The sequence below is a fragment of the Bacillus alkalisoli genome, assembly GCF_002797415.1.
Classification (GTDB): domain Bacteria; phylum Bacillota; class Bacilli; order Bacillales; family Bacillaceae_I; genus Bacillus_CD; species Bacillus_CD alkalisoli.
Genome location: NZ_KZ454944.1, coordinates 1,258,665 through 1,282,775, shown reverse-complemented (window position 1 = coordinate 1,282,775; position 24,111 = coordinate 1,258,665). Strand labels below are relative to the sequence as shown.

Annotated in this window: 25 protein-coding genes and 2 other annotated features; of the genes, 5 read left to right on the top strand and 20 right to left on the bottom strand. The window is 37.1% G+C overall.

All coding sequences use genetic code 11. The features are described from left to right. Positions 1-54: 54 nt before the first annotated feature. Positions 55-1,185: an endolytic transglycosylase MltG gene (gene mltG, locus CDZ89_RS06085; RefSeq protein ID WP_319830028.1), complete on the bottom strand. Its 1,131-nt coding sequence runs from the start codon at positions 1,183-1,185 to the stop codon at positions 55-57. A 141-nt stretch (positions 1,186-1,326) separates the two neighbouring features. On the opposite strand from mltG, the gene CDZ89_RS06080 reads away from it, so the two are divergent. Then, positions 1,327-1,764 (top strand): Rrf2 family transcriptional regulator, encoded by a 438-nt coding sequence (locus tag CDZ89_RS06080; RefSeq protein WP_096153258.1) that lies wholly within the window; start codon positions 1,327-1,329, stop codon positions 1,762-1,764. A 100-nt stretch (positions 1,765-1,864) separates the two neighbouring features. Here the strand turns inward: CDZ89_RS06080 and CDZ89_RS06075 are convergent, their stop codons facing one another. The 5 genes from CDZ89_RS06075 to CDZ89_RS06055 form a co-directional block, all read right to left on the bottom strand. Further along, positions 1,865-2,152 carry a DUF1292 domain-containing protein gene (locus CDZ89_RS06075; protein WP_096153257.1) on the bottom strand — a complete coding sequence of 96 codons (288 nt, stop codon included), beginning with the start codon at positions 2,150-2,152 and terminating at the stop codon, positions 1,865-1,867. A gap of 19 nt (positions 2,153-2,171) precedes the next feature. Then, on the bottom strand, positions 2,172-2,588 hold the full coding sequence (ruvX, locus tag CDZ89_RS06070) for a Holliday junction resolvase RuvX (RefSeq protein ID WP_096153256.1): 417 nt from the start codon (positions 2,586-2,588) through the stop codon (positions 2,172-2,174). 3 nt (positions 2,589-2,591) lie between these two features. After that, entirely contained in the window at positions 2,592-2,858 is a 267-nt protein-coding gene (locus tag CDZ89_RS06065; protein WP_096153255.1) for an IreB family regulatory phosphoprotein, read from the bottom strand. A gap of 81 nt (positions 2,859-2,939) precedes the next feature. Beyond that, on the bottom strand, positions 2,940-5,576 hold the full coding sequence (gene alaS / locus CDZ89_RS06060) for an alanine--tRNA ligase (protein ID WP_100333365.1): 2,637 nt from the start codon (positions 5,574-5,576) through the stop codon (positions 2,940-2,942). Positions 5,577-5,653: 77 nt separating this feature from the next. Next, positions 5,654-5,875: a binding site (T-box leader), on the bottom strand. Between the two features lie 45 nt (positions 5,876-5,920). Continuing rightward, the gene (locus CDZ89_RS06055; RefSeq protein ID WP_096153253.1) at positions 5,921-6,979 is read right to left on the bottom strand and encodes an AI-2E family transporter; all 1,059 of its coding nucleotides are present in this window, start codon (positions 6,977-6,979) and stop codon (positions 5,921-5,923) included. Positions 6,980-7,072: 93 nt separating this feature from the next. On the opposite strand from CDZ89_RS06055, the gene CDZ89_RS19545 reads away from it, so the two are divergent. Further along, the gene (locus CDZ89_RS19545; RefSeq protein ID WP_157842681.1) at positions 7,073-7,243 is read left to right on the top strand and encodes a hypothetical protein; all 171 of its coding nucleotides are present in this window, start codon (positions 7,073-7,075) and stop codon (positions 7,241-7,243) included. Between the two features lie 81 nt (positions 7,244-7,324). Here CDZ89_RS19545 and CDZ89_RS06050 read toward each other — a convergent pair whose 3' ends face one another. The 10 genes from CDZ89_RS06050 to cymR form a co-directional block, all read right to left on the bottom strand. Continuing rightward, entirely contained in the window at positions 7,325-8,686 is a 1,362-nt protein-coding gene (locus CDZ89_RS06050) for an aspartate aminotransferase family protein (RefSeq protein ID WP_100333364.1), read from the bottom strand. 35 nt (positions 8,687-8,721) lie between these two features. Then, complete coding sequence (locus CDZ89_RS06045) at positions 8,722-8,961, bottom strand: hypothetical protein (RefSeq protein ID WP_096153251.1); 240 nt, start codon at positions 8,959-8,961, stop codon at positions 8,722-8,724. 204 nt (positions 8,962-9,165) lie between these two features. Then, positions 9,166-9,321, bottom strand: coding sequence for a YrzQ family protein (locus CDZ89_RS06040; protein ID WP_096153250.1), 156 nt, complete (start codon positions 9,319-9,321; stop codon positions 9,166-9,168). 20 nt (positions 9,322-9,341) lie between these two features. Then, positions 9,342-9,536, bottom strand: a complete 195-nt coding sequence (locus CDZ89_RS06035; protein WP_096153249.1) for a hypothetical protein — start codon at positions 9,534-9,536, stop codon at positions 9,342-9,344. Between the two features lie 16 nt (positions 9,537-9,552). After that, positions 9,553-10,029 (bottom strand): PRC-barrel domain-containing protein, encoded by a 477-nt coding sequence (locus tag CDZ89_RS06030; RefSeq protein ID WP_198508230.1) that lies wholly within the window; start codon positions 10,027-10,029, stop codon positions 9,553-9,555. 29 nt (positions 10,030-10,058) lie between these two features. Beyond that, a complete protein-coding gene (gene recD2, locus CDZ89_RS06025; protein WP_100333362.1) occupies positions 10,059-12,476 on the bottom strand; it encodes an SF1B family DNA helicase RecD2 in 2,418 nt (805 codons plus the stop codon). Positions 12,477-12,495: 19 nt separating this feature from the next. Further along, positions 12,496-13,149: a tetratricopeptide repeat protein gene (locus tag CDZ89_RS06020; protein WP_100333361.1), complete on the bottom strand. Its 654-nt coding sequence runs from the start codon at positions 13,147-13,149 to the stop codon at positions 12,496-12,498. A 304-nt stretch (positions 13,150-13,453) separates the two neighbouring features. Then, on the bottom strand, positions 13,454-14,569 hold the full coding sequence (gene mnmA, locus CDZ89_RS06015) for a tRNA 2-thiouridine(34) synthase MnmA (RefSeq protein ID WP_096156877.1): 1,116 nt from the start codon (positions 14,567-14,569) through the stop codon (positions 13,454-13,456). 10 nt (positions 14,570-14,579) lie between these two features. Further along, complete coding sequence (locus tag CDZ89_RS06010) at positions 14,580-15,728, bottom strand: cysteine desulfurase family protein (protein WP_100334268.1); 1,149 nt, start codon at positions 15,726-15,728, stop codon at positions 14,580-14,582. Between the two features lie 75 nt (positions 15,729-15,803). Beyond that, a complete protein-coding gene (gene cymR / locus CDZ89_RS06005; protein ID WP_096153245.1) occupies positions 15,804-16,220 on the bottom strand; it encodes a cysteine metabolism transcriptional regulator CymR in 417 nt (138 codons plus the stop codon). 361 nt (positions 16,221-16,581) lie between these two features. On the opposite strand from cymR, the gene CDZ89_RS06000 reads away from it, so the two are divergent. The 3 genes from CDZ89_RS06000 (at position 16,582) to CDZ89_RS05990 (ending at position 20,993) form a co-directional block, all read left to right on the top strand. Then, positions 16,582-17,853 carry a replication-associated recombination protein A gene (locus CDZ89_RS06000; RefSeq protein ID WP_100333360.1) on the top strand — a complete coding sequence of 424 codons (1,272 nt, stop codon included), beginning with the start codon at positions 16,582-16,584 and terminating at the stop codon, positions 17,851-17,853. 50 nt (positions 17,854-17,903) lie between these two features. Then, positions 17,904-18,120 (top strand) — a binding site (T-box leader). Positions 18,121-18,387: 267 nt separating this feature from the next. After that, the gene (argS, locus tag CDZ89_RS05995; protein ID WP_096153243.1) at positions 18,388-20,076 is read left to right on the top strand and encodes an arginine--tRNA ligase; all 1,689 of its coding nucleotides are present in this window, start codon (positions 18,388-18,390) and stop codon (positions 20,074-20,076) included. Between the two features lie 236 nt (positions 20,077-20,312). Continuing rightward, complete coding sequence (locus tag CDZ89_RS05990; protein WP_096153242.1) at positions 20,313-20,993, top strand: RsfA family transcriptional regulator; 681 nt, start codon at positions 20,313-20,315, stop codon at positions 20,991-20,993. Positions 20,994-21,039: 46 nt separating this feature from the next. On the opposite strand, the gene CDZ89_RS05985 is transcribed toward CDZ89_RS05990, so the two are convergent. From CDZ89_RS05985 to CDZ89_RS05970, 4 genes are all read right to left on the bottom strand, one after another. Next, a complete protein-coding gene (locus CDZ89_RS05985; RefSeq protein WP_096153241.1) occupies positions 21,040-21,354 on the bottom strand; it encodes a hypothetical protein in 315 nt (104 codons plus the stop codon). 267 nt (positions 21,355-21,621) lie between these two features. After that, entirely contained in the window at positions 21,622-22,641 is a 1,020-nt protein-coding gene (locus tag CDZ89_RS05980; RefSeq protein WP_100333359.1) for an alpha/beta fold hydrolase, read from the bottom strand. Beyond that, the gene (locus tag CDZ89_RS05975) at positions 22,634-23,071 is read right to left on the bottom strand and encodes a hypothetical protein (protein WP_096153239.1); all 438 of its coding nucleotides are present in this window, start codon (positions 23,069-23,071) and stop codon (positions 22,634-22,636) included. Before CDZ89_RS05975 ends, CDZ89_RS05980 begins: the two co-directional genes overlap by 8 nt. A 21-nt stretch (positions 23,072-23,092) precedes the next feature. Continuing rightward, positions 23,093-23,869: an SDR family oxidoreductase gene (locus CDZ89_RS05970; protein WP_100333358.1), complete on the bottom strand. Its 777-nt coding sequence runs from the start codon at positions 23,867-23,869 to the stop codon at positions 23,093-23,095. Between the last annotated feature and the right edge of the window lie 242 nt (positions 23,870-24,111).

The window sequence follows — 24,111 nt, the reverse complement described above, 5'->3', positions numbered from 1 at the left end:
TTTTATCATAAAAGAAGATGGAATGCGAATGGTATCGCATTCCAGATGATAGTATTAATTGTTGTTTCTACCTGTTATATGAATTTCTCTGTCTCGTAAATGCGCATCGTATGTTTCGTTGAAGATTACTTCTCCTTCAGGTGTAGCAAGGAAGTATAAATAGTTTGTTTCTTCTGGTTGTAATACAGCTTCAATAGAAGATGCACCAGCATTTGCAATTGGCCCTGGAGTTAAACCAGCGTATTTATAGGTGTTGTAAGGGTCATCTACTTCTAAGTGCACATATAGAACTCTATCTTTATGCTCTCCTAAAGCGTACAACACAGTTGGATCTGTTTGTAATGGCATTCCTTGATTTAATCGGTTATAGAATACGCTAGCAATTTTTTTACGGTGTATTTGATCCGTTGCTTCTTCTTCAACAAGACTAGCAAAAGTTAAAAGTTCATGCACTGTAAATCCTGCTTCTTCCATTTCCGCATAATAAGGTGCGATAATTTCTTCCGTTTTTTGTAACATAGGTACTACAACTTCTTCAATTGTAGGGTTCTCTGAATAAAACGGATATGTTGCTGGGAACAAGTAACCTTCTAACGGATATTTTACATTTTCTGCGAATACTTCTTCTGTAATAAGATTAGGGAACTTTTTCATCATTTCACGAACGAACTCTTCATCGTTAATTGTTTCCCAAAATTCTTCTTCATCTACATTTGCTCTATTTGATAGAATGATTGCTATTTGTGTTAATTGACGACCTTCTGGGATTGTTACGTTAAACAACGCTTCTCTCATAATTCTACCTGATTTTAAGGAAAGTATGATTTCATCTAATGTCATAGAAGGACTTAATGTATACGTACCTGCTTGAAATCCCGATTCATTTTTAAATTTTACGTAATAACGAAAAATTCTTGCATTATGAACAATACCTGCGTCTTCCAAAATGTTTGCAATGGCTGTTCCAGACGAACCAATCGGTATTTCCACTTGTTCTGTATGTTCTGATACTTCATCTACAGGCTTCAGTGCATTTGAAATATAATAATATCCTCCGCCAATTACTGTCGTTATTGCTAACATTAAGACTATAAATGCTACAAATACAATTCGGCGAACGATTTTTGCTTCCTGATGTTTTTCCATTAATTTTTGTTGAACATCATTTTTCTTTTTAGATCCCACTAAAAACACCATCCTCTCGCTCAACTATTTATTATACAACATTTATGTAGGAAAATTGACATAAAAATCTGTTTTCCAACATTTTTTATTTATTATTTCAAACTAAAGATATGGTACTATATTTACGAAGGAGTGACTATTATGAGGTTAACGCTGTACACAGATTACTCGTTAAGAGTATTACTATACTTAGCATGTATCCCTAAGAAGGAAAAGCTTGTACAAATTAAAGATATCGCAGAAAGCTATAATATATCTAAAAATCATTTAATGAAGGTTATCTACCACTTAGGGAAACTTGGATACATTGAGACGATTCGCGGTAGAGGCGGCGGTATCCGTATAGCGATGGAGCCATCCGCCATTAATATAGGGAAGTTAGTTAGACATACAGAAGAGGATTTTCATATAGTAGATTGTTTTGGGGATCATTCAGTTTGCGCGATAACTCCGGCTTGCACATTAAAGCATGTACTACACAAAGCATTGCAGGCGTTTATTCAAGTGTTGGATGAGTATACGTTAGAGGATTTGATGCATAACAAAGAAGAGTTAGCGTCGTTGTTAAATGTAGAATAGTGGTTAGGGGTTTGCTGCTTGCTAGTAACGAATCACTAATCACTTTAAAATGAAAAAAGCTCTAGCAACTTTTACGCTGCCAGAGCTTTTTTCGTTTATATTACTCTTCTTCTTCTTGCTCCATGAAAGTGTTTAACATTTCTTCGATCATGTCCCACTCTTCATCTGTTTCGACTGGCATTAAGTCGCCGCCTTGATCGCCTTCACCTGGAATGAATGCAGATGCATGAATTTCGATATCATCCGCATCATCTTCGTCCGCACCAACTGGGTAGTAAAGAACGTAAGACTTTCCGAACTCTTCATTTTCAAATGTGAATAAAATTTCACATAGTTGTTCGTTTCCTTGCTCATCAATTACAGTAATATGCTTTTCACCGTGTTCCATGATTTGTTCACCTCTAGTTTTATTGTTTGCTATCTAAAAATCCTTGCAGAATAAACACTGCTGCCATTTTATCTATGACTTTTTTTCGTTTTGCTCTGCTTACGTCAGCGGATAACAATGTCCTTTCAGCAGCAACAGTTGAAAGACGCTCGTCCCAAAAAACAACCGGCAATTTTGTTTTTTCGTGAAGTTTTTCTGCATAGACTCGACTTGCTTCTCCTCTTGGTCCAATCGTACCATTCATGTTTTTCGGCAAACCAACCACGATTTTTTCTACATTATATTCAGCAATGATTTGTTTTAATCGTTTAAAGCCGAGATTATTTATAGCTTCATCAATCTTAATCGTTTCCAAACCTTGTGCTGTCCACCCTAGTTCATCACTAACGGCAACACCAACAGTTTTGGAACCAACATCTAAACCCATTATACGCATGTATTACTCCTTACGATGATGCTTTAAATAGGATTTCACTAATTCCTCGATTAATTCATCTCTTTCAAGTTTACGAATTAATGCCCTTGCATCATTATGTCTTGGAATGTAGGCTGGGTCTCCGGAGAGAAGGTAGCCAACGATTTGATTAATAGGATTGTATCCTTTTTCTCTTAATGCATCGTGAACCGTAAATAATACTTCTTCTACATTCGTCTCAACAGAGTCCTCATGAAAATTAAATTTCATTGTTTTATCAAAGGAGCTCATAGTATGCACCTCTCTTTTCAGACTTTATTCAAAATCTGCTTGTCAATAGTTACCTTTATTGTACACTATTTAACAAGAATGTTAAATGGATTTCATCCATTCTTCAACATATTGTAATGCACTGTCTACTTGCTCTGGATTTTTCCCACCAGCTTGAGCCATATCAGGACGGCCACCACCGCCTCCACCACAACGTGTTGCAACTTCTTTTATAAGTTTTCCTGCATGGTATCCTTTTTCCATTAAATCTTTTGTTACTCCAGCAGAAATATTTACTTTATTACCGTCTTGGACACTTGCAAGTACGATTACTGCTGACCCTAATTTACCTTTTAGTTCGTCCATCATAGTACGTAGGTTGTTCATGTCAGTAGGTGCAACTTTAGCTGCTAGCATTTTCACACCATTTACTTCTTTCACGTTATCAAGAATAGAAGATGCTTCAATGTTGCTTAATTTAGTCGTTAACGACTGATTTTCTCGCTGTAATTCTTTCATTTCAGCTAAAACTGCATCAATTCTAGTACTTACTTCTTGTGGTTTTGTTTTCAATTTACTTGCTGCTTCTTTTAATAATTGAACTTGGCTATTTAGTAGTTGATATGCACCTTCACCAGTTACTGCTTCCATTCTTCGTGTACCAGCTCCGATACCCGATTCAGACACAATTTTAAAGAGACCTATTACAGAAGTGTTCGGTACATGACATCCACCACAAAGCTCTAAACTATATTCTCCAACTTGAACGACACGAACTACATCTCCATATTTCTCACCGAAAAGTGCCATTGCACCCATTTCTTTTGCTTCAGCAAGTGATTTGTTCTCAATAACTACATCGATATTAGCCCAAATTTTTTCGTTAACAATTTGTTCAATTCTTTCGATTTCCTCTTGAGTTACTTGCCCAAAATGAGAAAAGTCAAAACGTAAACGGTCGCCTGTTACTTGTGAACCTGCTTGGTTAACGTGAGTACCTAGCACATCTTTTAATGCTTGATGTAATAAATGTGTTGCCGTATGGTTTTTGACAACTTTTTCACGGTTCGTGCGTTCTACAGTTGTCGATACTACTTCACCAGTTGTTAGTGTTCCTTCTTCTACAACGACTGTGTGAAGGTTTTGACCGTTTGGTGCTTTTTGTACGTCTTTTACTCGAGCTTTACCGTTAGCCCCTTGGATTACTCCAGCATCTGCAATTTGTCCTCCGCTTTCCGCGTAAAACGGTGTGGATGAAAGAATTAGTTGTAATTCCTCTCCAGCATTGGCAGTTTGAACGTACTCACCATTTTGTACCATAACAGCAATTTCCGTTTGGTTTGTAAGTGTGTTGTAGCCAACAAACTTACTATCCACTTTTACATCACCTAAAACTCCACCTTGTACTTGCATGGAATCAACATCTTGTCGAGCACTTCTTGCACGCTCACGTTGCATTTCCATTTCTTTTTCAAAACCTTCATGGTCCAGTTCCATGTTGTTTTCTTCTGCAAATTCTTGTGTTAATTCAATCGGGAAGCCATATGTGTCGTATAAACGGAAAGCATCTTTTCCAGAAATAACGTTACTACCTTCTTCTTTCGCCTTTTTAATCACTTCAGAAAGGATAGCCAGTCCATCATTTAATGTTTCATGGAAACGCTCTTCCTCTGTTTTAATAACACGTTGAATGAAGTCTTGCTTCTCTTTAACTTCTGGATAGAAATCAACCATAATTTCTGCCACTACAGGTACTAACTCATGCATAAACGGACGGTTAACGTTAATTTGCTTCGCATAACGTACTGCACGACGAAGTAAACGACGTAATACATAGCCACGGCCTTCATTAGAAGGTAGTGCACCATCACCAACAGCAAACGTTACCGTTCTTAAATGGTCCGCAATTACTTTGAATGCAACGTCTTTCTCTTTATCCACATTGTACTTTTCACCAGATACTTCTTCTGTTGCTTGAATGATTGGCATGAAAAGGTCTGTGTCAAAGTTAGTTGGTACATCTTGAATAACAGACACGATACGCTCTAAGCCCATTCCCGTATCAATATTCTTCTTCGGAAGCGGTGTGTATGTATGGTCTGGATTATGGTTAAATTCAGAAAATACAAGATTCCAAATTTCTAAATAGCGCTCATTTTCGCCACCTGGATATAGCTCAGGATCGTTAGAATCGTTTCCGTACGCTTCCCCACGGTCGTAGAAGATTTCTGTATTCGGACCTGATGGACCTTCTCCGATATCCCAGAAGTTCCCTTCTAAGCGAATGATTCTTTCTGCTGGAACACCAATTACTTCGTTCCAATATTGGTAAGCTTCTTCATCTTCCGGGTGAACTGTAACGGATAACTTTTCAGCGTCAAAACCGATCCATTTTTCACTCGTTAAAAATTCCCAAGCCCAATCGATTGCTTCTTTTTTGAAGTAATCTCCGATAGAGAAGTTACCAAGCATTTCAAAAAATGTATGGTGTCGAGCTGTTTTCCCTACGTTTTCAATGTCGTTGGTCCGAATGGATTTTTGGGCATTCACAATTCGTGGATTTGCTGGGATAACACGGCCGTCAAAATATTTTTTTAACGTCGCAACACCACTATTAATCCAAAGTAATGTAGGGTCTTCGTGTGGAACTAAGGAAGCACTCGGCTCTACTGCATGTCCTTTTTCCTTAAAAAAGTCTAAAAACATTTGCCTAACTTGAGCAGATGTTAGTTTTTTCATTTGTATTTCCTCCTCTTAATTATGTTGAAATCCGAAGTGAAAAGTTCCTTAAAAACACAAAAAACCCCCGTCCCAAAAACAGGGACGAGAGTATGTATTCTCGCGGTACCACCCTGATTATGATCTTTTTTAGTGAAAGATCATCTCTCAAGTTGCTTGTAACGGAGCATGCCGGCAGGGTTTGACTCTGCACTCAGGATTAGCGTTCGGTTACCCTTCACCTTAGAATTCTTTCAGCCTCGGAATTCCTCTCTAAGTAAGATGGTCTGTAACGTACTCGGGTCCTTCTTCGAATTAATAAATATGTAATATTGTTTTGATTATATGAAACGATTTCGTAGTTGTCAATGTTTGATAAAATGAGTAGTTACGTGCATCACAGTAACTTTTAATACCGCAAATACCGGAACTGCTAAAATTAACCCAAGTACACCTGCAATCTCCCCACCTACAATGAGAGCAAAAATAATTAAAACAGGATGAATGTGCAAACTTTTCCCGACAATTAGTGGAGACAAAATATTACCTTCAATAAATTGTAAACCAAAAATAATGACAAGAACAAGGATCACCATTTTAATCGAAATGGTTGCGGCTATGATAACCGCTGGAAATGCACCAATGATTGGACCAAAGTATGGAATGACATTTGTAACACCGATAATAATTCCTAGAACTAGTGGATATTTCATACCTGCTAACCATAAGCTTAACGTAGCTAAAAAGCCGATAATTAGGCATACTAGCAATTGTCCTCGTATGTAATTTCCTAACGACTTGTCCACATCATTTAAAAACGCTATTCCACCTTTTCTCCATTTCCTCGGAGTTAAATACCAGACGGATTTTTTCACTTCCTGAAAATCCTTTAATAGATAGAAAACGATGAACGGAATGACGATTAAAATAAAAAAGGAATTCAAAATAGTTTTAATGCCATTGATTATTTTTTGTATAAGCACGCCAATCATGCCTTCAAATTCTGCAAACATGCCATCAACACGCTGATGTACTCCTTCTGGCCAATTGGAAGTACTGGTATGGATTTGGAAAATCCAGTTTCGATACGTTTCAGCTACACGAGGAAAGTTTTCGGATAACTCTTTTAGCTGATTAATCATAACGGGGGTTCCTTTGTATAAGGCAAATCCAATTCCACCGAAAAATAATAAATATATAATTAGAATAGCAATTGGTCTAGGCATGCCGGCATCGTGTGTTTTTTCGATTATTGGATGAAGCAGGTACGCGATAAAAGAACTGATGATAAAAGGCGTTAATACAACTAATACAACCTTTAATATAGGCTGCCAAAACGGACTTAGCTTCATTAGCACAAATAATATTAAACTAACAAGCAGGACATAACCTAAGCGAATTAGCCATTTCCACTGAGTTTTCAAGCGAAACGCCTCCTACTTGTTATTGTTAGTGAGTTTTTAGTATTTATTCGTATTTTTCATTAAAAATAGCGCCCCTTCTTGGAAGGACGCCTTTTGTTTTGTATTTATGAATTTGCTAATTTAGAACTTTTTAGAATATTTGTTACACCTTTTGAATTTTATGATACACCTTGGACTAATTATGATACACCTGATGAAATAATTGTTACACCTGGACCATTTTTTGTTACACCTACTAGACTTTTGTTACCTTTACACTTTTAATGCTACACAAGATGGACTTTATGCTACACCTCGAGCTTTTTATGCTACACTTACCAATTTTTCCGCAGTCACACCGTTCGGTCAAGGCCCTATCTTGTTCAAAGCTTCTGTCACCGTGTTAATTAAAAACTGTAAATCTTTATCTGAAATAGATAGTGGCGGGGATAAGGCTAAAACGTTATTGAAACCAGCTACTGTAGCTCCATTTTTCCCGACAATAACCCCTTTACGTTTACACTCAGCGATTACTTCGTTTAACAAATCCACTTCTAATGGTTCTTTCGTATGTTTATCTCTCACTAATTCAATTCCAACAAGTAAACCTTTTCCACGAACATCCCCAACAAAAGGGTGAATGGCTAAGTTATGTTGTAATTTTGTTAAAAGGGTGTTTCCTTTTTTCTCAGAATGCTCGAAAAGGTTCTCCTGCTCCATAATCTCTAAATTCTTTAATGCGACTGCACAAGAAGCTGGACTGCCACCAAATGTATTGACATGTCTTAAATAGTCATATTCCTGAGATCCTTTGAAGTGTTCGTAAATTTCTTTTCTAACAGCAGTAGCTGAAAGTGGCATGTAACCACTAGTAATTCCTTTGGCCATTGTAATGATGTCTGGCTTTACTCCATAGTGCATGAAACCAAATGGCTTTCCTGTTCTACCAAATCCACATATAACTTCGTCAACTATTAGTAAGGCACCGTGCTTGTCGCAAACTTCCTTTACACCTTTCATGTACTGATCTGGAGGTATTAATATACCACCACCTGTAATGATAGGTTCCATTATCATTGCTGCGATTGTTTCACTTACTTCCCAGGTCATAGCATTGTCAATATGTTGTACAGATTGTAGATGTTGAGGTGGTATTGTTTCATCTTCTTCATTTCTATACTGGTCTGGAGGTGGTACGTGAATGAATCCTGTTGTAAGTGGCTCATATTTATATTTTCTTTGAGCCTGCCCAGTGGCTGCTAATGCCGCTGCTGTATTTCCGTGATAAGAACGATATCTTGAAACGATTTTATAGCGATTTGGCTCACTTTTTTGTGAATGGTATTGACGCGCTATTTTGAAAGCGGTTTCATTCGCTTCTGAGCCACTATTGGAGAAGAAGATAACATATTCATCTTGTAATAATTCATTTAATTTCTCAGCAAGTTGAATGGCGGGTGGATGACTGTTTGTCAGTGGGTAATAAGGCATGACAGTTAGTTGATCGTACGCTGCTTCGGCAAGTTCCTTTCGGCCATACCCTATGTTTACACACCATAGTCCTGACATTCCATCTAAGTAACTGTTGTCATTTATGTCGGTTATCCATGAACCGCTCGCCTTTTTAATGACCATTGTAGAATTAGGATTATATGGCTTCATCGCATGCCAAACGTATTTATCGTCTAATTCTAGCAGTGTTTTGTGCTTTTGCTTTGTATCAGACATTTGTTCTGCACCTCTTTTTTGAATTGTGGTGGAATTTATTGATGGCTATTGATTGGAAAATAAACAAGGATCTCCGTTAACATTTCTTTAAATTCTTTTTCATCATTAAAGTCACTTGATTCCCAATTTTGAAGAATCCAATGAATAAGCTCTTCCGGTGAGTTGAAAAATTCTCCACTCGAATCTGCTTTTCGAATTGTGAATCGCCCATTTTCCTCATCAATCGTAACTTCGCAGCCAAATGCACTCTCTTTGCAATTTAAATGATATTCCACCCGAATTTCTCCTTTCAAAGTAAAGTTACATGATTTTATTCTCTCAACTCGGTAACTATGAACGAAAAGTATAAAATTAAAAAAACATCTTACGATAGAATATGCTTTTTCACTCTTCCCGCTTTGTGCTTTAATCCTTTCTTAAGAAAAAAAGCTGCCACCACCAACAAAAGTTGATGGAGACAGCTAACTAGAGGTTTTATACTAAGAAAACATCTTCTTCGCTTGTTTTCTCATTTTCTTCATATTTCGTGTAGATGTTAAGTCACCAAAAAAGTCTTTGACTTGACCGTTACGGTTCATTTGGGACGCTGCTGCACCTATGCCGATTAGCAACAACGAAGTCATTGTTTTGTTCATGCGACTCACTCCTTTGAAGTTTACATACTTATTCGTCGGTCATCTTCATGAAACAAATCATCTAGTGAACTTAACGTACCATCTTCTTCAACTTGATGGGTATGCACGACACCTTGGGAAACGGTTAGTTCAATAAAGCAACCCCAACAATAGTACTGATTTACACCTATTTTACCGATATCTTTGCTTTTGCAATTTGGACAAGAAAGAACCAACTTCCGACACCTCGCGTTATGGGCTTACAGTAACAACGACGGCATCTTTTCCAATAACTAAGTCTGATGGATAGGGAACAATTTTCTTCCCTTCCGTTATATCAGCAAAAAAACCGTCCGTCACTTCATACCCTACGATTTTGCCCAGTTTTTCTTCAAAATATACATCATCTAATAAGCCAAGTTTATTTCCTTCTTCTGTTAGAAAGACTTTTCCTTTAAGCCCATGATAGTGCTCAAAGTATACTTGACCTTGTTCGTTTTTGACAATTGGGTATAGTTGATAATCCACAACCATTACTTCAAAGTCACCGAACCCTTGTATATTTTCATAAGGAAGGAATTTCGTACGATTAAAAATTCCCTTCTCATCAACGAGAATACCTTTAACTTGTCCAGGTTCACTTACGCAAAAATCGGTTACTTTACCAATCACATTTCCCGTAGTTTTGTTCATTACATTCATTCCGATGATTCTTGAAAATGTTCGCAAAAGGAACCACCTCTCTCCGAACATTTATATCATTTGTCATCCTCCATAAAGTCATACGGCGAAACGTTTTCCATCCCAATATTTGCATCTTTTGCAAATGGAACTTCCTTTAACAACGCCACTAATTCCGGATCAAAAAGCTCTTCTTCCACATTTTGGTCCGTAGACAAATTTGATTTTGCTAATCTAGCCTTTAATGTCGTCTGCCGTTTTGTATCATCCGTTCGTTTAACACCAATTTGCAGTGCCTCTTCTTCTCCGCAAATTATTAAAAAACGTTTACTTCGAGTTACCGCTGTGTACAATAAATTTCTACGCAACATTCGGTAGTAACTTTTAACAACTGGTAAGACGACAATCGGAAATTCGCTTCCTTGTGATTTATGAATAGAACAGCAATAGGCATGTGTGATCTGACCTAAATCTTGTTTCGTGTACGTTACTTCATTTCCATCAAAGGACACAATGACGATGTCTTGTTTTTCCGTATTTTCTTTTGCATAAAAGATCGAGACTATTTCACCCATATCTCCATTAAATACGTTGCTATCTGGTTGATTTACAAGTTGTAATACTTTATCACCAGTACGATATACCACATTTCCAAACGCCATTTCACGTCGTTGTTCTGTTTTAGGATTGAATAACTCCTGAAGTTCTTTATTTAAAATGTCTATCCCAGCGTTTCCACGATACATCGGGGCTAACACTTGAATGTCTCTAGCGGTGTAACCTTTTGACACAGCATTGGCACATACTTTTTTCACCGCATCAATGATTTGATTTTGTCCACATATCAAAAAAGACCGATCTTTTTTGGGAGCGATTAGGTCAGGGGGCAATTCCCCTTTTTTCATATCATGGGCTAGATCAATAATGGATGATCCGCCTTCTTGTCGGTAAATGTGTGTTAATTTAACTGTTGGTATTGCATTAGCATCTAACATATCTTTTAAAACTTGTCCCGGACCAACAGAAGGTAACTGATCTTCATCTCCAACAAGAATAACTTGTATGTCAGCAGGTAACGCTTTAAAAAGTTGATTAGCTAGCCAAATATCAACCATGGAAACTTCATCAACAATGAGCAATTTACCTGGAATCGGATTATCCTCGTCAAATTGAAAACCTTCTACGCCATTCCATCCTAACAAGCGGTGAATAGTTAAAGAAGGAAGTCCTGTTGCTTCACTCATCCTTTTAGAAGCTCGTCCTGTCGGAGCTACTAACAAAATCGGAAATGGGTTCTCTTTGTTGTAATCTTTTGTTTCCAACGAACATCCGTGTAAGTCCGCATATAGTTCTACAATTCCTTTAATAACGGTTGTTTTTCCTGTTCCTGGCCCTCCAGTTAACAACATCATAGGCGACTGTAACGCTTGTTGGATGGCTTCTTTTTGTGAAGGAGCATAACTTACCTTTAAACGTTCTTCCAAGCTACCAAGTGATTTTAAAAACTCAGACTCAGGAAACTGCTTTTCGTATTGATTTTGTTCTAATACACGTTTAATGTTTTTAACTAAACCTTTTTCAGAAAAAAACAACGAAGGCAAATAAACTCTTTCTTCTTCAGAAATTAGTTTACCTTCTTCCACTAAGTGCAATATTTCCCGAGAAATGTCGTCTAATGACACTTTTTCTCCTTTTGTAGCATTCAGTAAGGTTAACACTTGTTTGGAAATTTGATCTTTTAACAAGAAGCAATGCCCTTCTTGTAAGGAAAACTGTTCTAACGTGTACATACAACCAGCTTTTATCCGATCAGGATGTGCCCCAGACAAGCCCATCCTCGAACCAAGCTCATCCGCACGGTTGAAACCTACACCTTCTACATCTTCCACAAGTTGATAAGGATTTTTTTGAATGATGTCTAACGTCTCTTCCTTATACGTTTGATATATCTTCATCGATAATTGGGGACCGAACCCAAGTTGTGACAAAGAAATCATTACTTGTTCTAACCCTTGGTGTTCCATCAACGTATCACAAATCAACTTCGCTTTTTCTACACTGAGTTTAGGAACAGAGTCTAAAAGAGAAGGATTCTCCAATATTTTCGAGATTGCATTTTCCCCGAGGTGATCTGCAATTGTTTCTGCTGTTTTTTTTCCGATACCAGTAAACAAATCACTTGATAAGTAAGCCACAATTCCTTGTTTTGATTGCGGTAAATCTTTTCGGAAATGTTCTACGTGAAGTTGCATTCCAAATTTAGGGTGTTCTTTTATATTTCCAAAGAAAATGTATGTCTCATCTTCATGTATTCTTGGAAAATATCCCGTGACAACAGCTTCCTTTTCACTGTAATCCATGTTCGTGTCTTTCACTCGAATTCGAACGACAGAGTACAGATTTTCTTCGTTATGAAAGATAGTAACTAAATGTGTGCCTTTCATAAAACGCTCTTGTTCCTCAAACAAATCCAAGGAAGATTGGTTATTTGTCATCGGCTTCCCCTCCGTACTACTAGTTTTCCGAAATTACTTTTCTCGCATGAGCGGCTAAAATATGATCTGGTTGAATTTCTACTGCTTGGTCTAAGTGGTGTAATGCTTTTTCTCTATTTTCTTTATAAGCATAAGCAACGCCTAAATTATAGTGGGCATCTGCATGGTTTTCATCTAAAGCTAGTACATGATCCATTTGTTCAATTGTTTCGTTTAACATGCCTTGCCCGGCTAAGCATAAACCAAATTGAAATCGTGCTTCAGCGTCGTTTTCGTTCAACTCTACCGCACGTTGAAAATAAGGTAGTGCAAGCTTTGGTTGTTCGAACCTAAGCATTGTCATTCCTAACATAAAAAACGTGTCGCTGTCTTCTAGACCTTTTTTCATCGCTAGTTCAAAGTTTTCTTTTGCTTTATGAATGTTTTCTTGTTCGAAGTATGTATTTCCTAAACTGTAGTATGCAGATGCAGCATTTTCGTCGATTTCGATCGCTTTTTCATAAAATTTGATTGCTCTTGCTGTCTCACCTACTGTATTTAAAACGTTTCCGAAGTTGACGTATGCTACTGCGTTTTTCGGATTTTGTTCTATTTCTTCGGTGAATGCTTTGATTGCTTCTTCGTATTTTCCTTGTTTGAAAAATTCTATTCCGATTGCGTTGTTGTCTTTCATTTTTCATGCTCCTAATCGATTTTTATGATGTTATTATAGCATATGCTTTTACGCAATTGCTTACATGTTCTATAGAACTGTTCATAACCTGTCCGTTGATTTCCGCTACAGGCACTTGCTTTCCGCGGGGAGGGATGCGAGCCTCCTCGGCTTCGCCTGTGGGGTCTCGCACTTCCCTCTATTTCCCGCAGGAGTCAAGTGCCTTCCGCTGCAATCAACTCTAGGTTTCAAAGTAATTAAACACGACAATTTTGACAAGTTCACAAACAAAGAGCCTAGGAACGTTTGCCCAAGCTCTTGTTGTTTAACCTAAATACGTTAATTTCTCGTTGTTTTTGAATACTTGGTCGATGGTGCCGCCGCCTAGGCATTCGTCGCCTTTATAGAATACTACTGCTTGTCCTGGTGTAATGGCGCGGATAGGTTCGTCGAACACTACTTTCACTTTTCCATCTCCAATAGCTGTTACACGCACAGGGTTATCTTGTTGGCGATAGCGAAACTTTGCTGTACAAGCAAATTCTCCTTCAGGTTTGTTATCTGATACCCAACTCATTTCTACACCGATGATTGAATCGGAATAAAGTAGTTCATTTTCAAAACCTTGACCAACATACAGCACGTTCTTCTTTAAGTCTTTTCCAACAACAAACCATGGTTCACCACTTCCACCAATACCAAGTCCTTGACGTTGGCCAATTGTGTAGTACATTAAACCGTCATGTTTTCCTTTTACTTCTCCATCCATCGTAACCATGTCGCCTGGTTGTGCTGGAAGGTAGCCACTTAAAAACTCTTTGAAATTACGCTCTCCGATAAAGCAAATGCCTGTGCTATCTTTTTTAGTTGCTGTAGCAAGACCTGCTTCTTTTGCAATTTCACGAACGCGCTTCTTTTCAATATTGCCGATTGGGAACATAACTTTCGATAGTTGTTCTTGTCCTAGTTGGTTTAAGAAATACGTTTGATCTTTATTTTCATCTAAACCTCTTAGCATTTTATATTCACCATCACGGAATTCAACTTGTGCGTAATGACCTGTTGCTAAATAGTCTGCACCAAGTTCCATTGCGTGTTCTAAAAATGCTTTAAACTTAATTTCTTTGTTACACATAACGTCAGGATTTGGTGTTCTTCCTGCTTTATACTCATCTAAGAAATATTGAAACACTTTGTCCCAATATTGTTTTTCAAAGTTGACTGCATAATATGGGATACCAATTTGATTACATACACGAATAACATCGTTGTAATCTTCAGTTGCAGTACAAACGCCATTTTCATCTGTGTCGTCCCAGTTTTTCATGAAAATACCGATAACTTCGTACCCTTGTTCTTTTAAAAGAAGAGCTGCTACGGATGAATCTACTCCACCTGACATACCAATAACAACGCGTATATCTTTATTTTCTTTCTTCATTTTCTTCATCTCATTTCTTTCTTGCTAATCTTTTCACTATCTTTGCTGTTTCTCTCGCTGCTTTTTCTATTTGTTCCTCGTTATTACCAAGTCCAAAACTAAATCGTATGGAAGAGGCAATTTTATCGGAATCTTTTCCAAACATCGCAACAAGTACATGTGATGGATCGATAGAACCCGCTGTACAAGCAGAGCCGCTTGAAACAGAAAGGCCAGCCATATCCATATTTACTAGAAACGATTCAACATTCGTTCCGGGGAAGTAAACGTTCATTACGTGTGGTAATGTATGGGCACCGTTCCCATTTATAGAAAATTCAACGCCTTCTTCTTCCCAAATTCTTTGCATCAGCAGCTTGAATTTTTTATAAAGGTCCCGTTTTGAGTTAGACTCTTCTATCGACATTTCAATTGCTGTTTGCAATCCAACAATGCTTGGCACACTCTCTGTACCTGCACGACGTTTGCGCTCTTGCTCTCCTCCAAAAGTTAGAGAATGAAAGTTTGCACCAGTTTTGGCATAAAGAAGGCCGATACCTTTTGGACCATTTATTTTATGTCCTGACATAGATAAAAAGTCAATTCCAAGTTCTTGGACATTTATTCGTTCTAATCCAAATGCTTGTACAGCATCTGTATGGAAATAGGCTTGGTGTTCTTTTAGTAATGTACCAATCTCTTGAATTGGCTGTATTGTTCCTACTTCATTATTCCCGAACATTACCGTGACTAAAATCGTGTCAGCAGTTAGTGCAGTTTCAAGATCATTTATAGAAATTCTACCAGTCTCATCTACTGGTAAATACGTTACATCGAAACCATCTTTTTCTAATCGTTCACACGTATGAAGCACTGCATGGTGCTCCACTTGAGTTGTGATGATATGGTTACCCTTATGTTTGTTTGCGCGGGCTACTCCAATAATGGCCAAGTTGTCTGCTTCTGTACCACCGCTCGTAAAAATAATTTCTGTTTCTTTTGCTCCTATTGCTGTAGCAGCTGCAAGTCTTGCTTCATCTACTAAATGACGGCTTCGTCGACCGAATGAATGGATGCTGGAAGGATTTCCGAATGCTTCTTTCATTACAGGAATCATCGCTTCCACCACAGCTGGATGCATAGGAGAAGTAGCAGCATGATCTAAATAAATTGGCATCAGCAAAATCCTCCTTTTTAGTGGTTAGTGATTAGTTGTTAGTTGGTTAATCTTGTGCATAAGCAACTACTTTTTATCTTAGATGTAGAACATGTATGCTTCTTGGTCTCCGCCTGAGTGATTAGCTAGATCTTCTAGTGTTGTGTTGTCTAACACTTCTTTTACAGCGTCGCGAATACGTATCCAAAGTTCGCGCTTTGCTGGCTCTTCGTCATCTAAAACTTCAACAGGACTAATTGGCCCTTCTAATACTCGAATAATATCTCCAGCTGTAATTTTGCTTGGCTCATCAGCTAAAATATATCCACCATATGCACCGCGAATACTTTTTACAAGTCCCGCATTTCGAAGAGGCGCGATTAATTGCTCTAAATAGTGCTCAGATAGGTCATGTGTTTGAGCAATTGACTTTAAAGACAATGGCCCTTCCCCAACATTTTTAGCTAACTCAATCATAATCGTTAATCCATATCTACCTTTAGTTGAAATCTTCATAATCCTGCACCCCTTATTCTTCCTATTGCAATCATTATATATATTTTATTAGGTCTTTATCATTCATGCTTATCGTTTAATGAAAAACGTTTTTAGTATCCTCAAAATGTTGTATGTTCGCATTTCGTGTTAGATAAACAAATGTGTGACTATTTGTAATTTGTTTTTCGCTATAGTAAACATACATGATGAAACTTATCCGTTCATTAAACCTACGCTATTATAGCATATTTAAAAGTGTATTTCATTTCAAACAATGAAGGTTTGTATGGTAGATTATAATTACGTTAGTTTAAATAGTTTATCAATCGACGTCAAAGATTTTGCTTACACGAAAAGAAAGATTAAGCAGGTGAAAAGCATGAGTAAAAAACCGTTAGCATTTCAGATGCGACCGAAGACGATAGAGGAAATTGTTGGACAAGACCATCTTGTTGGAGAAGGAAAAATCATTCATCGAATGGTAAAAGCAAAACATTTATCATCCATGATATTATATGGCCCTCCAGGTATAGGGAAAACTTCAATAGCCACAGCGATTGCAGGCAGTACGAATTACGCTTTTCGAACATTAAATGCTGTTGTTCATAATAAGAAAGATATGGAGATAGTTGTACAAGAAGCAAAAATGTCTGGTGGAATCATACTGATTTTGGATGAAGTTCATAGACTTGATAAAGGAAAACAAGACTTTTTGCTTCCTCATTTAGAGAGTGGATTAGTTACGTTAATCGGGGCAACTACTAGTAATCCTTATCATGCCATTAACCCAGCCATTCGAAGCAGATGTCAAATATTCGAATTAAAGCCTCTTTTTCCTGATCAAATTAAGGAAGTTTTATATAGAGCTTTGAAAGATACCTCCAGAGGGCTTGGTGAGTATAACGTTATCATCACGGATGATGCGCTAAACCATTTAGCTACCGCATGCGGAGGAGACGTCAGGTCGGCATTAAATGCGTTGGAACTTGCGGTGATTTCTACTACAAATGACAAGAGTGAAGCAGAAATCACGTTAAATATTGTGGAAGAATGTTTGCAAAAGAAAAGCTTTTACCATGATAAAGATGGTGACGGTCATTACGATGTATTGTCTGCATTTCAAAAGTCGATCCGCGGAAGCGATGTGGATGCAGCCATTCATTACTTAGCAAGACTAATTGAAGCTGGCGACTTAACTAGTATTGGGCGAAGGCTTCTTATTATCGCGTATGAAGACATTGGTTTGGCAAGTCCGCAAGCTGGTTCACGAACATTGGCTGCCATTGAATCAGCGGAACGTGTTGGTTTTCCAGAAGCAAGAATACCTTTAGCAAATGCAGTAGTTGAATTATGTTTGTCTCCAAAATCAAACTCTGCCTACAAAGCGTTAGATCAAGCTCTAGCAGATATTCGTTCAGGACATGTTGGAGAAATCCCTTTACATTTAAAAGATGCTCATTATAAAGGAGCGAAAGATTTAGGTCGAGGTGTAGAGTATCAATACCCTCATGATTTTGAAGGTGGCTGGGTAAAGCAGCAATATTTACCTGACTTATTGAAAGCAAAGAAATACTATGTGCCAAAACAATCAGGTCAAGAAAAGAGCTTCCATGCTATTTACGAAAAATTAGAAGAATTGAAAAAGAAATAAACATACCTATTGTAACTTTCCATTTTTTTGATTATAATAGCTAAAATTATATGTGATCAATGAGGAAGAGAGTAGTCTAGCAGATATTTAAAGCGAGTTAGGGATGGTGGGAGCCTAATAGTTTACGCTAAGATGAACCGCACTTCTGAGAAGCAACTCGAACCGATAGTAGAGCTTGCCGGGGAACGCCCCCGTTAACAACGAAAGTAGGTTTCAATCTTTTTGAAACAAACAGAGTGGTACCGCGGGGGAAATCTCGTCTCTATTTCAGAGGCGGGATTTTTTTTGTTTTATTAAAAGGCTCTTTTCGTAAAAATTGTTGCTTTTAGTTTCAATTTGAAAACATGAGTGGATTGCAGCGGAAGGCACTGGATTCCTGCGGGAAGTAGAGCGAAGCGTGAGACCCCACAGGCGGAACGCCGAGGAGGCTCACGTCGCTCCCCGCGGAAAGCCAGTGCCTGCAGCGGAAAGGAACGGATAACATTCTTATATAGCTAAAGTTTATTGAAAAACACTAAAATAGGAGGAAAAACAATGGACTATAGTAAACTGTATGCAAAAGTCATCCATGAACAAGTAAAAGATACCTTATCATTAGTAGAAATAGAAAAACTCATCGAACACCCAAAATACGCACACCTTGGGGACCTGGCTTTCCCAGCTTTTATTTTATCAAAAACATTAAGAAAATCTCCAGTTGTCATTGCAAAAGAATTGGCTGACAAAATAAAACATGATGTATTTGAAAAAGTAGTCGCTGAAGGTCCATATGTAAATGTATATCTAAAAAAAGAATTAGTAAGTATTGGGGTTTTGGATAGTGTCCTTACAGAAGGAAATACTTACGGTTCCTTAACATTCGGAAACAGCGAAACGATTACGATCGACCTCTCCTCTCCGAATATAGCAAAACCATTTTCAATGGGGCACTTACGTTCAACTGTAATTGGAAATGCACTGGCCAATTTAGCCGAGAAATGTGGTTTTAAAACAGTAAGAATAAATCACTTAGGCGACTGGGGCACTCAGTTTGGAAAGTTGATTGTGGCCTATCAATTATGGGGAAATGAACAGCAAGTTAGAAGTAATCCAATTAAAGAGTTACTAAGTTTATATGTGAAATTCCATGAAGAAGCTCTAGGAAATAAACAATTAGAAGACGAAGCAAGAAGTTGGTTTAAGAAATTAGAGGACGGAAACGAAGAAGCACTTTCTCTTTGGAAATGGTTCCATGATGAGTCTTTAAAAGAATTCAAAAAAATATATAAACTATTAAATATTCGTTTTGATAGTTTTAATGGAGAAGCGTTTTATAATGACAAAATGGGAGAAACGCTTGAATTATTAAAAGAAAAAGGTTTGTTAGAGACTTCCGATGGTGCTGAGATTGTTTCTCTTGAAGAATATAATCTTCCTCCTTGTTTAATAAAGAAATCAGATGGGGCAACATTATATGCTACCCGTGATTTAACAGCAGCACTTTACCGTCAAAAGGAGTATGGCTTTTCTAAAGCGTTGTATGTAGTTGGGCACGAACAAAGCCTTCATTTTCAACAAGTATTTAAAACATTAGGCAAAATGGGCTTTGCTTGGTCCAATGAAATGACACATATTCCATTTGGCTTTATTTTAAAGGATGGGAAAAAGATGTCTACTCGTAAAGGAAAAGTAGTTCTATTAGAAGAAGTGTTGAAAGAAGCTATTGACCTTGCTAAGAAAAATATTGAATCGAAAAACCCAAATTTAGCTTCAAGAAATAAAGTCGCTAAACAAGTTGGGGTTGGAGCCGTTATTTATCATGATTTAAAAAATGACCGCTTGAACAATATAGAATTTTCATTAGAAGAAATGCTTACGTTTGAAGGTAACACTGGTCCTTATGTGCAATATTCAAATGCTCGTGCTTTTTCCATCTTAAGAAAAGCACCAACCACAGCAGATGAGAAGCTTACTGGTCTTAGTGACGAATATAGTTGGTCCGTCATTAAATTATTAATGAAATTCCCGCTAGTTGTTGAAAAAAGTTTTGCAAACTATGATCCTTCTCAAATTACCAAATACTTATTTGAGCTTTCACAAGAATTTAATAAGTTTTACAGTCATGTAAAAGTATTAGAAGAAGGCCCCAAACTCAGCTCAAAACTTGCACTAGTAAAAGCAGTAACAATCGTACTCCAAGAAGGATTACACCTATTAGGAATGGAAGCTCCTGAAGAAATGTAAACTTTATTTTTAATTTTGGAAGAACTAGCTGTTGTTATCCGTGCAAGGCGGAGACTCCTGCGGGAGAAGCGGGGAGCGGGAGACCCCACAGACGAAGCCTTGCACGGAAAACAACAGCGGACTTTAACACAGCAAAAAATCTTTAATAGAAGAGGCCTATTATATAAAAAAAGTATATTTTCTCCCTAACCTGGCAACTATGGTAAAAAAATGTCGGTTTAAGGGGAGTGAAGAATATGACAAAAGTAAGACAAGATGCATGGTCACATGAAGAAGATCTATTATTAGCAGAAACAGTCCTACGATATATTCGTGATGGTGGAACACAGCTAGGTGCATTTGATGAAGTTGGAGATAAGCTTAACAGAACATCAGCTGCTTGTGGTTTTCGCTGGAACGCTGAAGTAAGAAAAAAGTACGAGCATGCTGTTTCCATTGCAAAAAAACAACGTAAAGAGAAAAAGCGTGCATTTGATAAAATGAAAAAGCAAGAAGAAAAACAACAAGCTCTTGCTACAACAGTTGTTGCACCTTCTGCAATGGAATTGCTACCAGTTTCATTTTCTAGAGCATATCAAGGAATAACTCAAAACATGGATCGTGAAACTATTACAGTGGAGGCATCAGAGGAGCTTACTCCTGTTCCACAAAGGACTAATCAAAATATAACACTCGATGATTGCATTTCCTTTTTAACAACATTCGAGCGAAATAATCAAAACGAATATGCAATGAAAATGGAAAATGAGAGACTCCAACGCGAAAATGCAGAACTAAAAAGGAAACATGATGAACTACTAGCAAAAGTTATTAAATTAGAGAAACAACAAGAGACGGTTCAAGAAGACTACCAAATGCTTGTTCAAATTATGGACCGCGCACGTAAATTAACTGGATTCGAAAATGAAGTAATGTAAAAATCCGTGGAATGAGTCCACGGATTTTTTCTTTTTAGTATAGTTATTATCCAATGATTGCGTAAATAATGAAGTAACATATGAAACATAAAATCGATCCTACTAAAAAAGGGCCAATTGTTAATGTCGCTTTTTCATGTTCCGGTTTGTAACTCCCTAGTAAGGCGTCAAAAACTGCGACCTGTGAGTTTTTCGATAGAGCATCCCCAGTTGAACCCATTAAAAAGGCAAAGAAAACAAAGAATAAAGAACCAAAAAACAATGTTGATAATAAATTTGTGTCAAAGAAAAAGGAAAATCCAAATAAAATTCCTAGTTCTACTACCAATACAATACCAACAAATAATAAGTATTTTTTCAAACATTGTCACCTCCATATAGCTTTTATAAAAATATACGTTTATAGTTGTAGAAAGTTTCAAATTTTCTGACTAAAAAAACAAAGAGGTACTGTTCATGAGAACAGCACCTCTTCATGACCTATACCATTAACAGTTTGCCATATAATAAAAAAATTCTTTATACACAAATGGACCGAATCCCAAATATTCTAAATGAGGGTCCATCTTTTTTTCAAAATGAGTATATAGAAAATACATCGTTGTATCTACCTCCTTTAGTTTAAGGGCTATTTTAATCTAGTGGATCTTTTCGGCAACCATTCATCTAATGGTTCTGGTAGCCTACCATCTTTAAAGCTCATGGATGTATGCCCACCACTTACAAGCTTGTATGTTTTATCTTTACTTGAAACTAGATTCATGATTGGATAAGTTTGAGATTGTGGTACGAGTTTGTCATCTTTTGCGGATATTACTAATAAATTGGCGGTAATGTTTTCGAGGTGAACAGGACGACCTTTTATTTTTATTTTCCCTTTTACTAACTTATTTTCACGGACGAAATCGTTGATTAACTGTTTTAGAGCTGCACCTGCAAAAGGTATATGCCCTTCTGTCCAATCATTAAAACGATGCCACTTTTGAACGTACTTTTCATCGTCATGTTTATTCAAAAGTGCTAAATATCTACTATAATATAATGGCGATGTTATCATTCTCACTCCCGCCTTCATAAAAAGTGCAGGAATTATACCATATGCATCAATAATATCATCCACTTGTAATTCTCCATTTCTAAAATCTTTCATCAACTGATCGTATTGATTTAGTTCACTAAAGTCTATCGGAGTTACATCAAGAATTAGATTTCTAATTGGTTCATCCGCAATAGCTGCATACACTGCTGCGAACGTGCCCCCTAGACAGTAACCAATAATAGAAACCTCTTTGGCGTTTGCATGCCTTAGGCAACGGCGCACAGCATTTTGGATATAGTCTACAATATATTCATCTACTGTTATATCTTTGTCTTCATATCCAGGAATACCAAAATCTAACAAATAAACATCATATCCATTATTGACAAACGATTCAATCATGCTTGAACCAGGCAACAGATCAAGAATAAAAGATTGGTTCACCAATGAGTATATAAGGAATAATGGTTCTTTATATTGTTTTTTAGGGGATTTGTAATACCATAATGTTGCTTTGTTTTTTTTCCAAAGCGCTTCTCTTTTAGTTGGACCATCCATCGTCACATGTTGCAATCTAAAAAAAGGCTTTTCGTTATTGAAATTACTCATGTTTACTGCCTCTTTTCTTACTAAACAAGCCGTCACCTACTGGAAAAAATAAGGGCGAATGCTCATCACTTTTGCTTCTTTTATCTGTTACCATTTGCATGGTTGGCAGTTTTATTGCTCTATTTGTTAAATCGTTAATAGATTTTTTTAAATCTAATATTTCTTCTTCTAAATTATCTATCTTTTCTTCTGTTTGAATAACTAGTTTTGCTAGATTTGCTATATCATTTTTTGTCGGTTGATTGAAATGGATAGATAAAATCTCCATATAATCTTGTAGCTGTTTCAATAGCATTGCATACATTTCACCGTTCTCTGTAGCCATTGTCGCTAATCCTTGTTTATTTAAATGCTTTTTTATTTCTTCGTTTAACTGTTTCTCTAATTCCACTGCTTTTTTACTTAAAACTCTAAAGCTATTTCGATCCATGTTGAAGCCTCCTTTACTTTTTTATACTAATGCTGTAATTCCACCATCAACAACTAATACATGTCCCGTCACGTAATTTGAAGCCTTTGAAGCCAAGAATAACGCAGCTCCTTTTAAGTCTTCCTCATTTCCAAATCGACCAGCTGGAATGTTCCTAACAATTGCTTTGTTCATATCCGATAACACTTTTTCCGTCATTTTTGTAGGGAAAAAACCTGGCGCTATTGCATTAACTTGTATATGGTGTGGAGCTAGTTTTACAGCTAGATCTTTCGTAAATGTCATCAAAGCTCCTTTACTTGTGTTATAGGCAATCGTATCAAGAAGTTTAGGTGGGGTTCCACCAAATCCAGTAACGGAAGCAATGTTAATAATTTTTCCTCCACCTTGTTTTATCATTTCTTTTGTAACTGCTTGACTGAACAAAAACGCTCCCTTCACGTTTACAGCCATGACTTTGTCCCATTTTTCTTCAGGTAGTTCTAAAAAAGGAGCAATCCACGATGTTCCACTATTATTAATTAAAATATCAACAGAATCGAACTTTCTAATTGTTTCATTGACCACATGTTCAATATCTTTTGATTTGGTAATATCACACTTTAAAGCTAAAGTTTTTACACCAATTCCTTTTAATTCCTCACAAGCTCGTTCGCAAACTTCTAGATTACGGGAGCAAAGGACGATATTTGCTCCTGCTTCTGCTAATGCATGAGCCATTTGTACACCGAGACCCTTTCCACCACCTGTAATAATGGCAGTTTTGTTTTCTAGATTAAATAACTGATTCATTTCCAATGTAAATCCCTCCCGTCTTGCTAGTGTAACTTTCAACTCTATAATTGACTTCCATACATTATAGATGAACGCTAGTCTTTTTGTGCGTAAAATAAGGGTTTCGCCCTAGCATATTTTTAGTAGATTGGGTGGGTGTAGTAGGTAAAATACTAGTTTTTAATTTAGAACCTTATAAATTCCATAGAAAAAACGGATAGAAAAGTTGAGCTTTTCTATCCGTTACTTTATTTTTTATCTACACC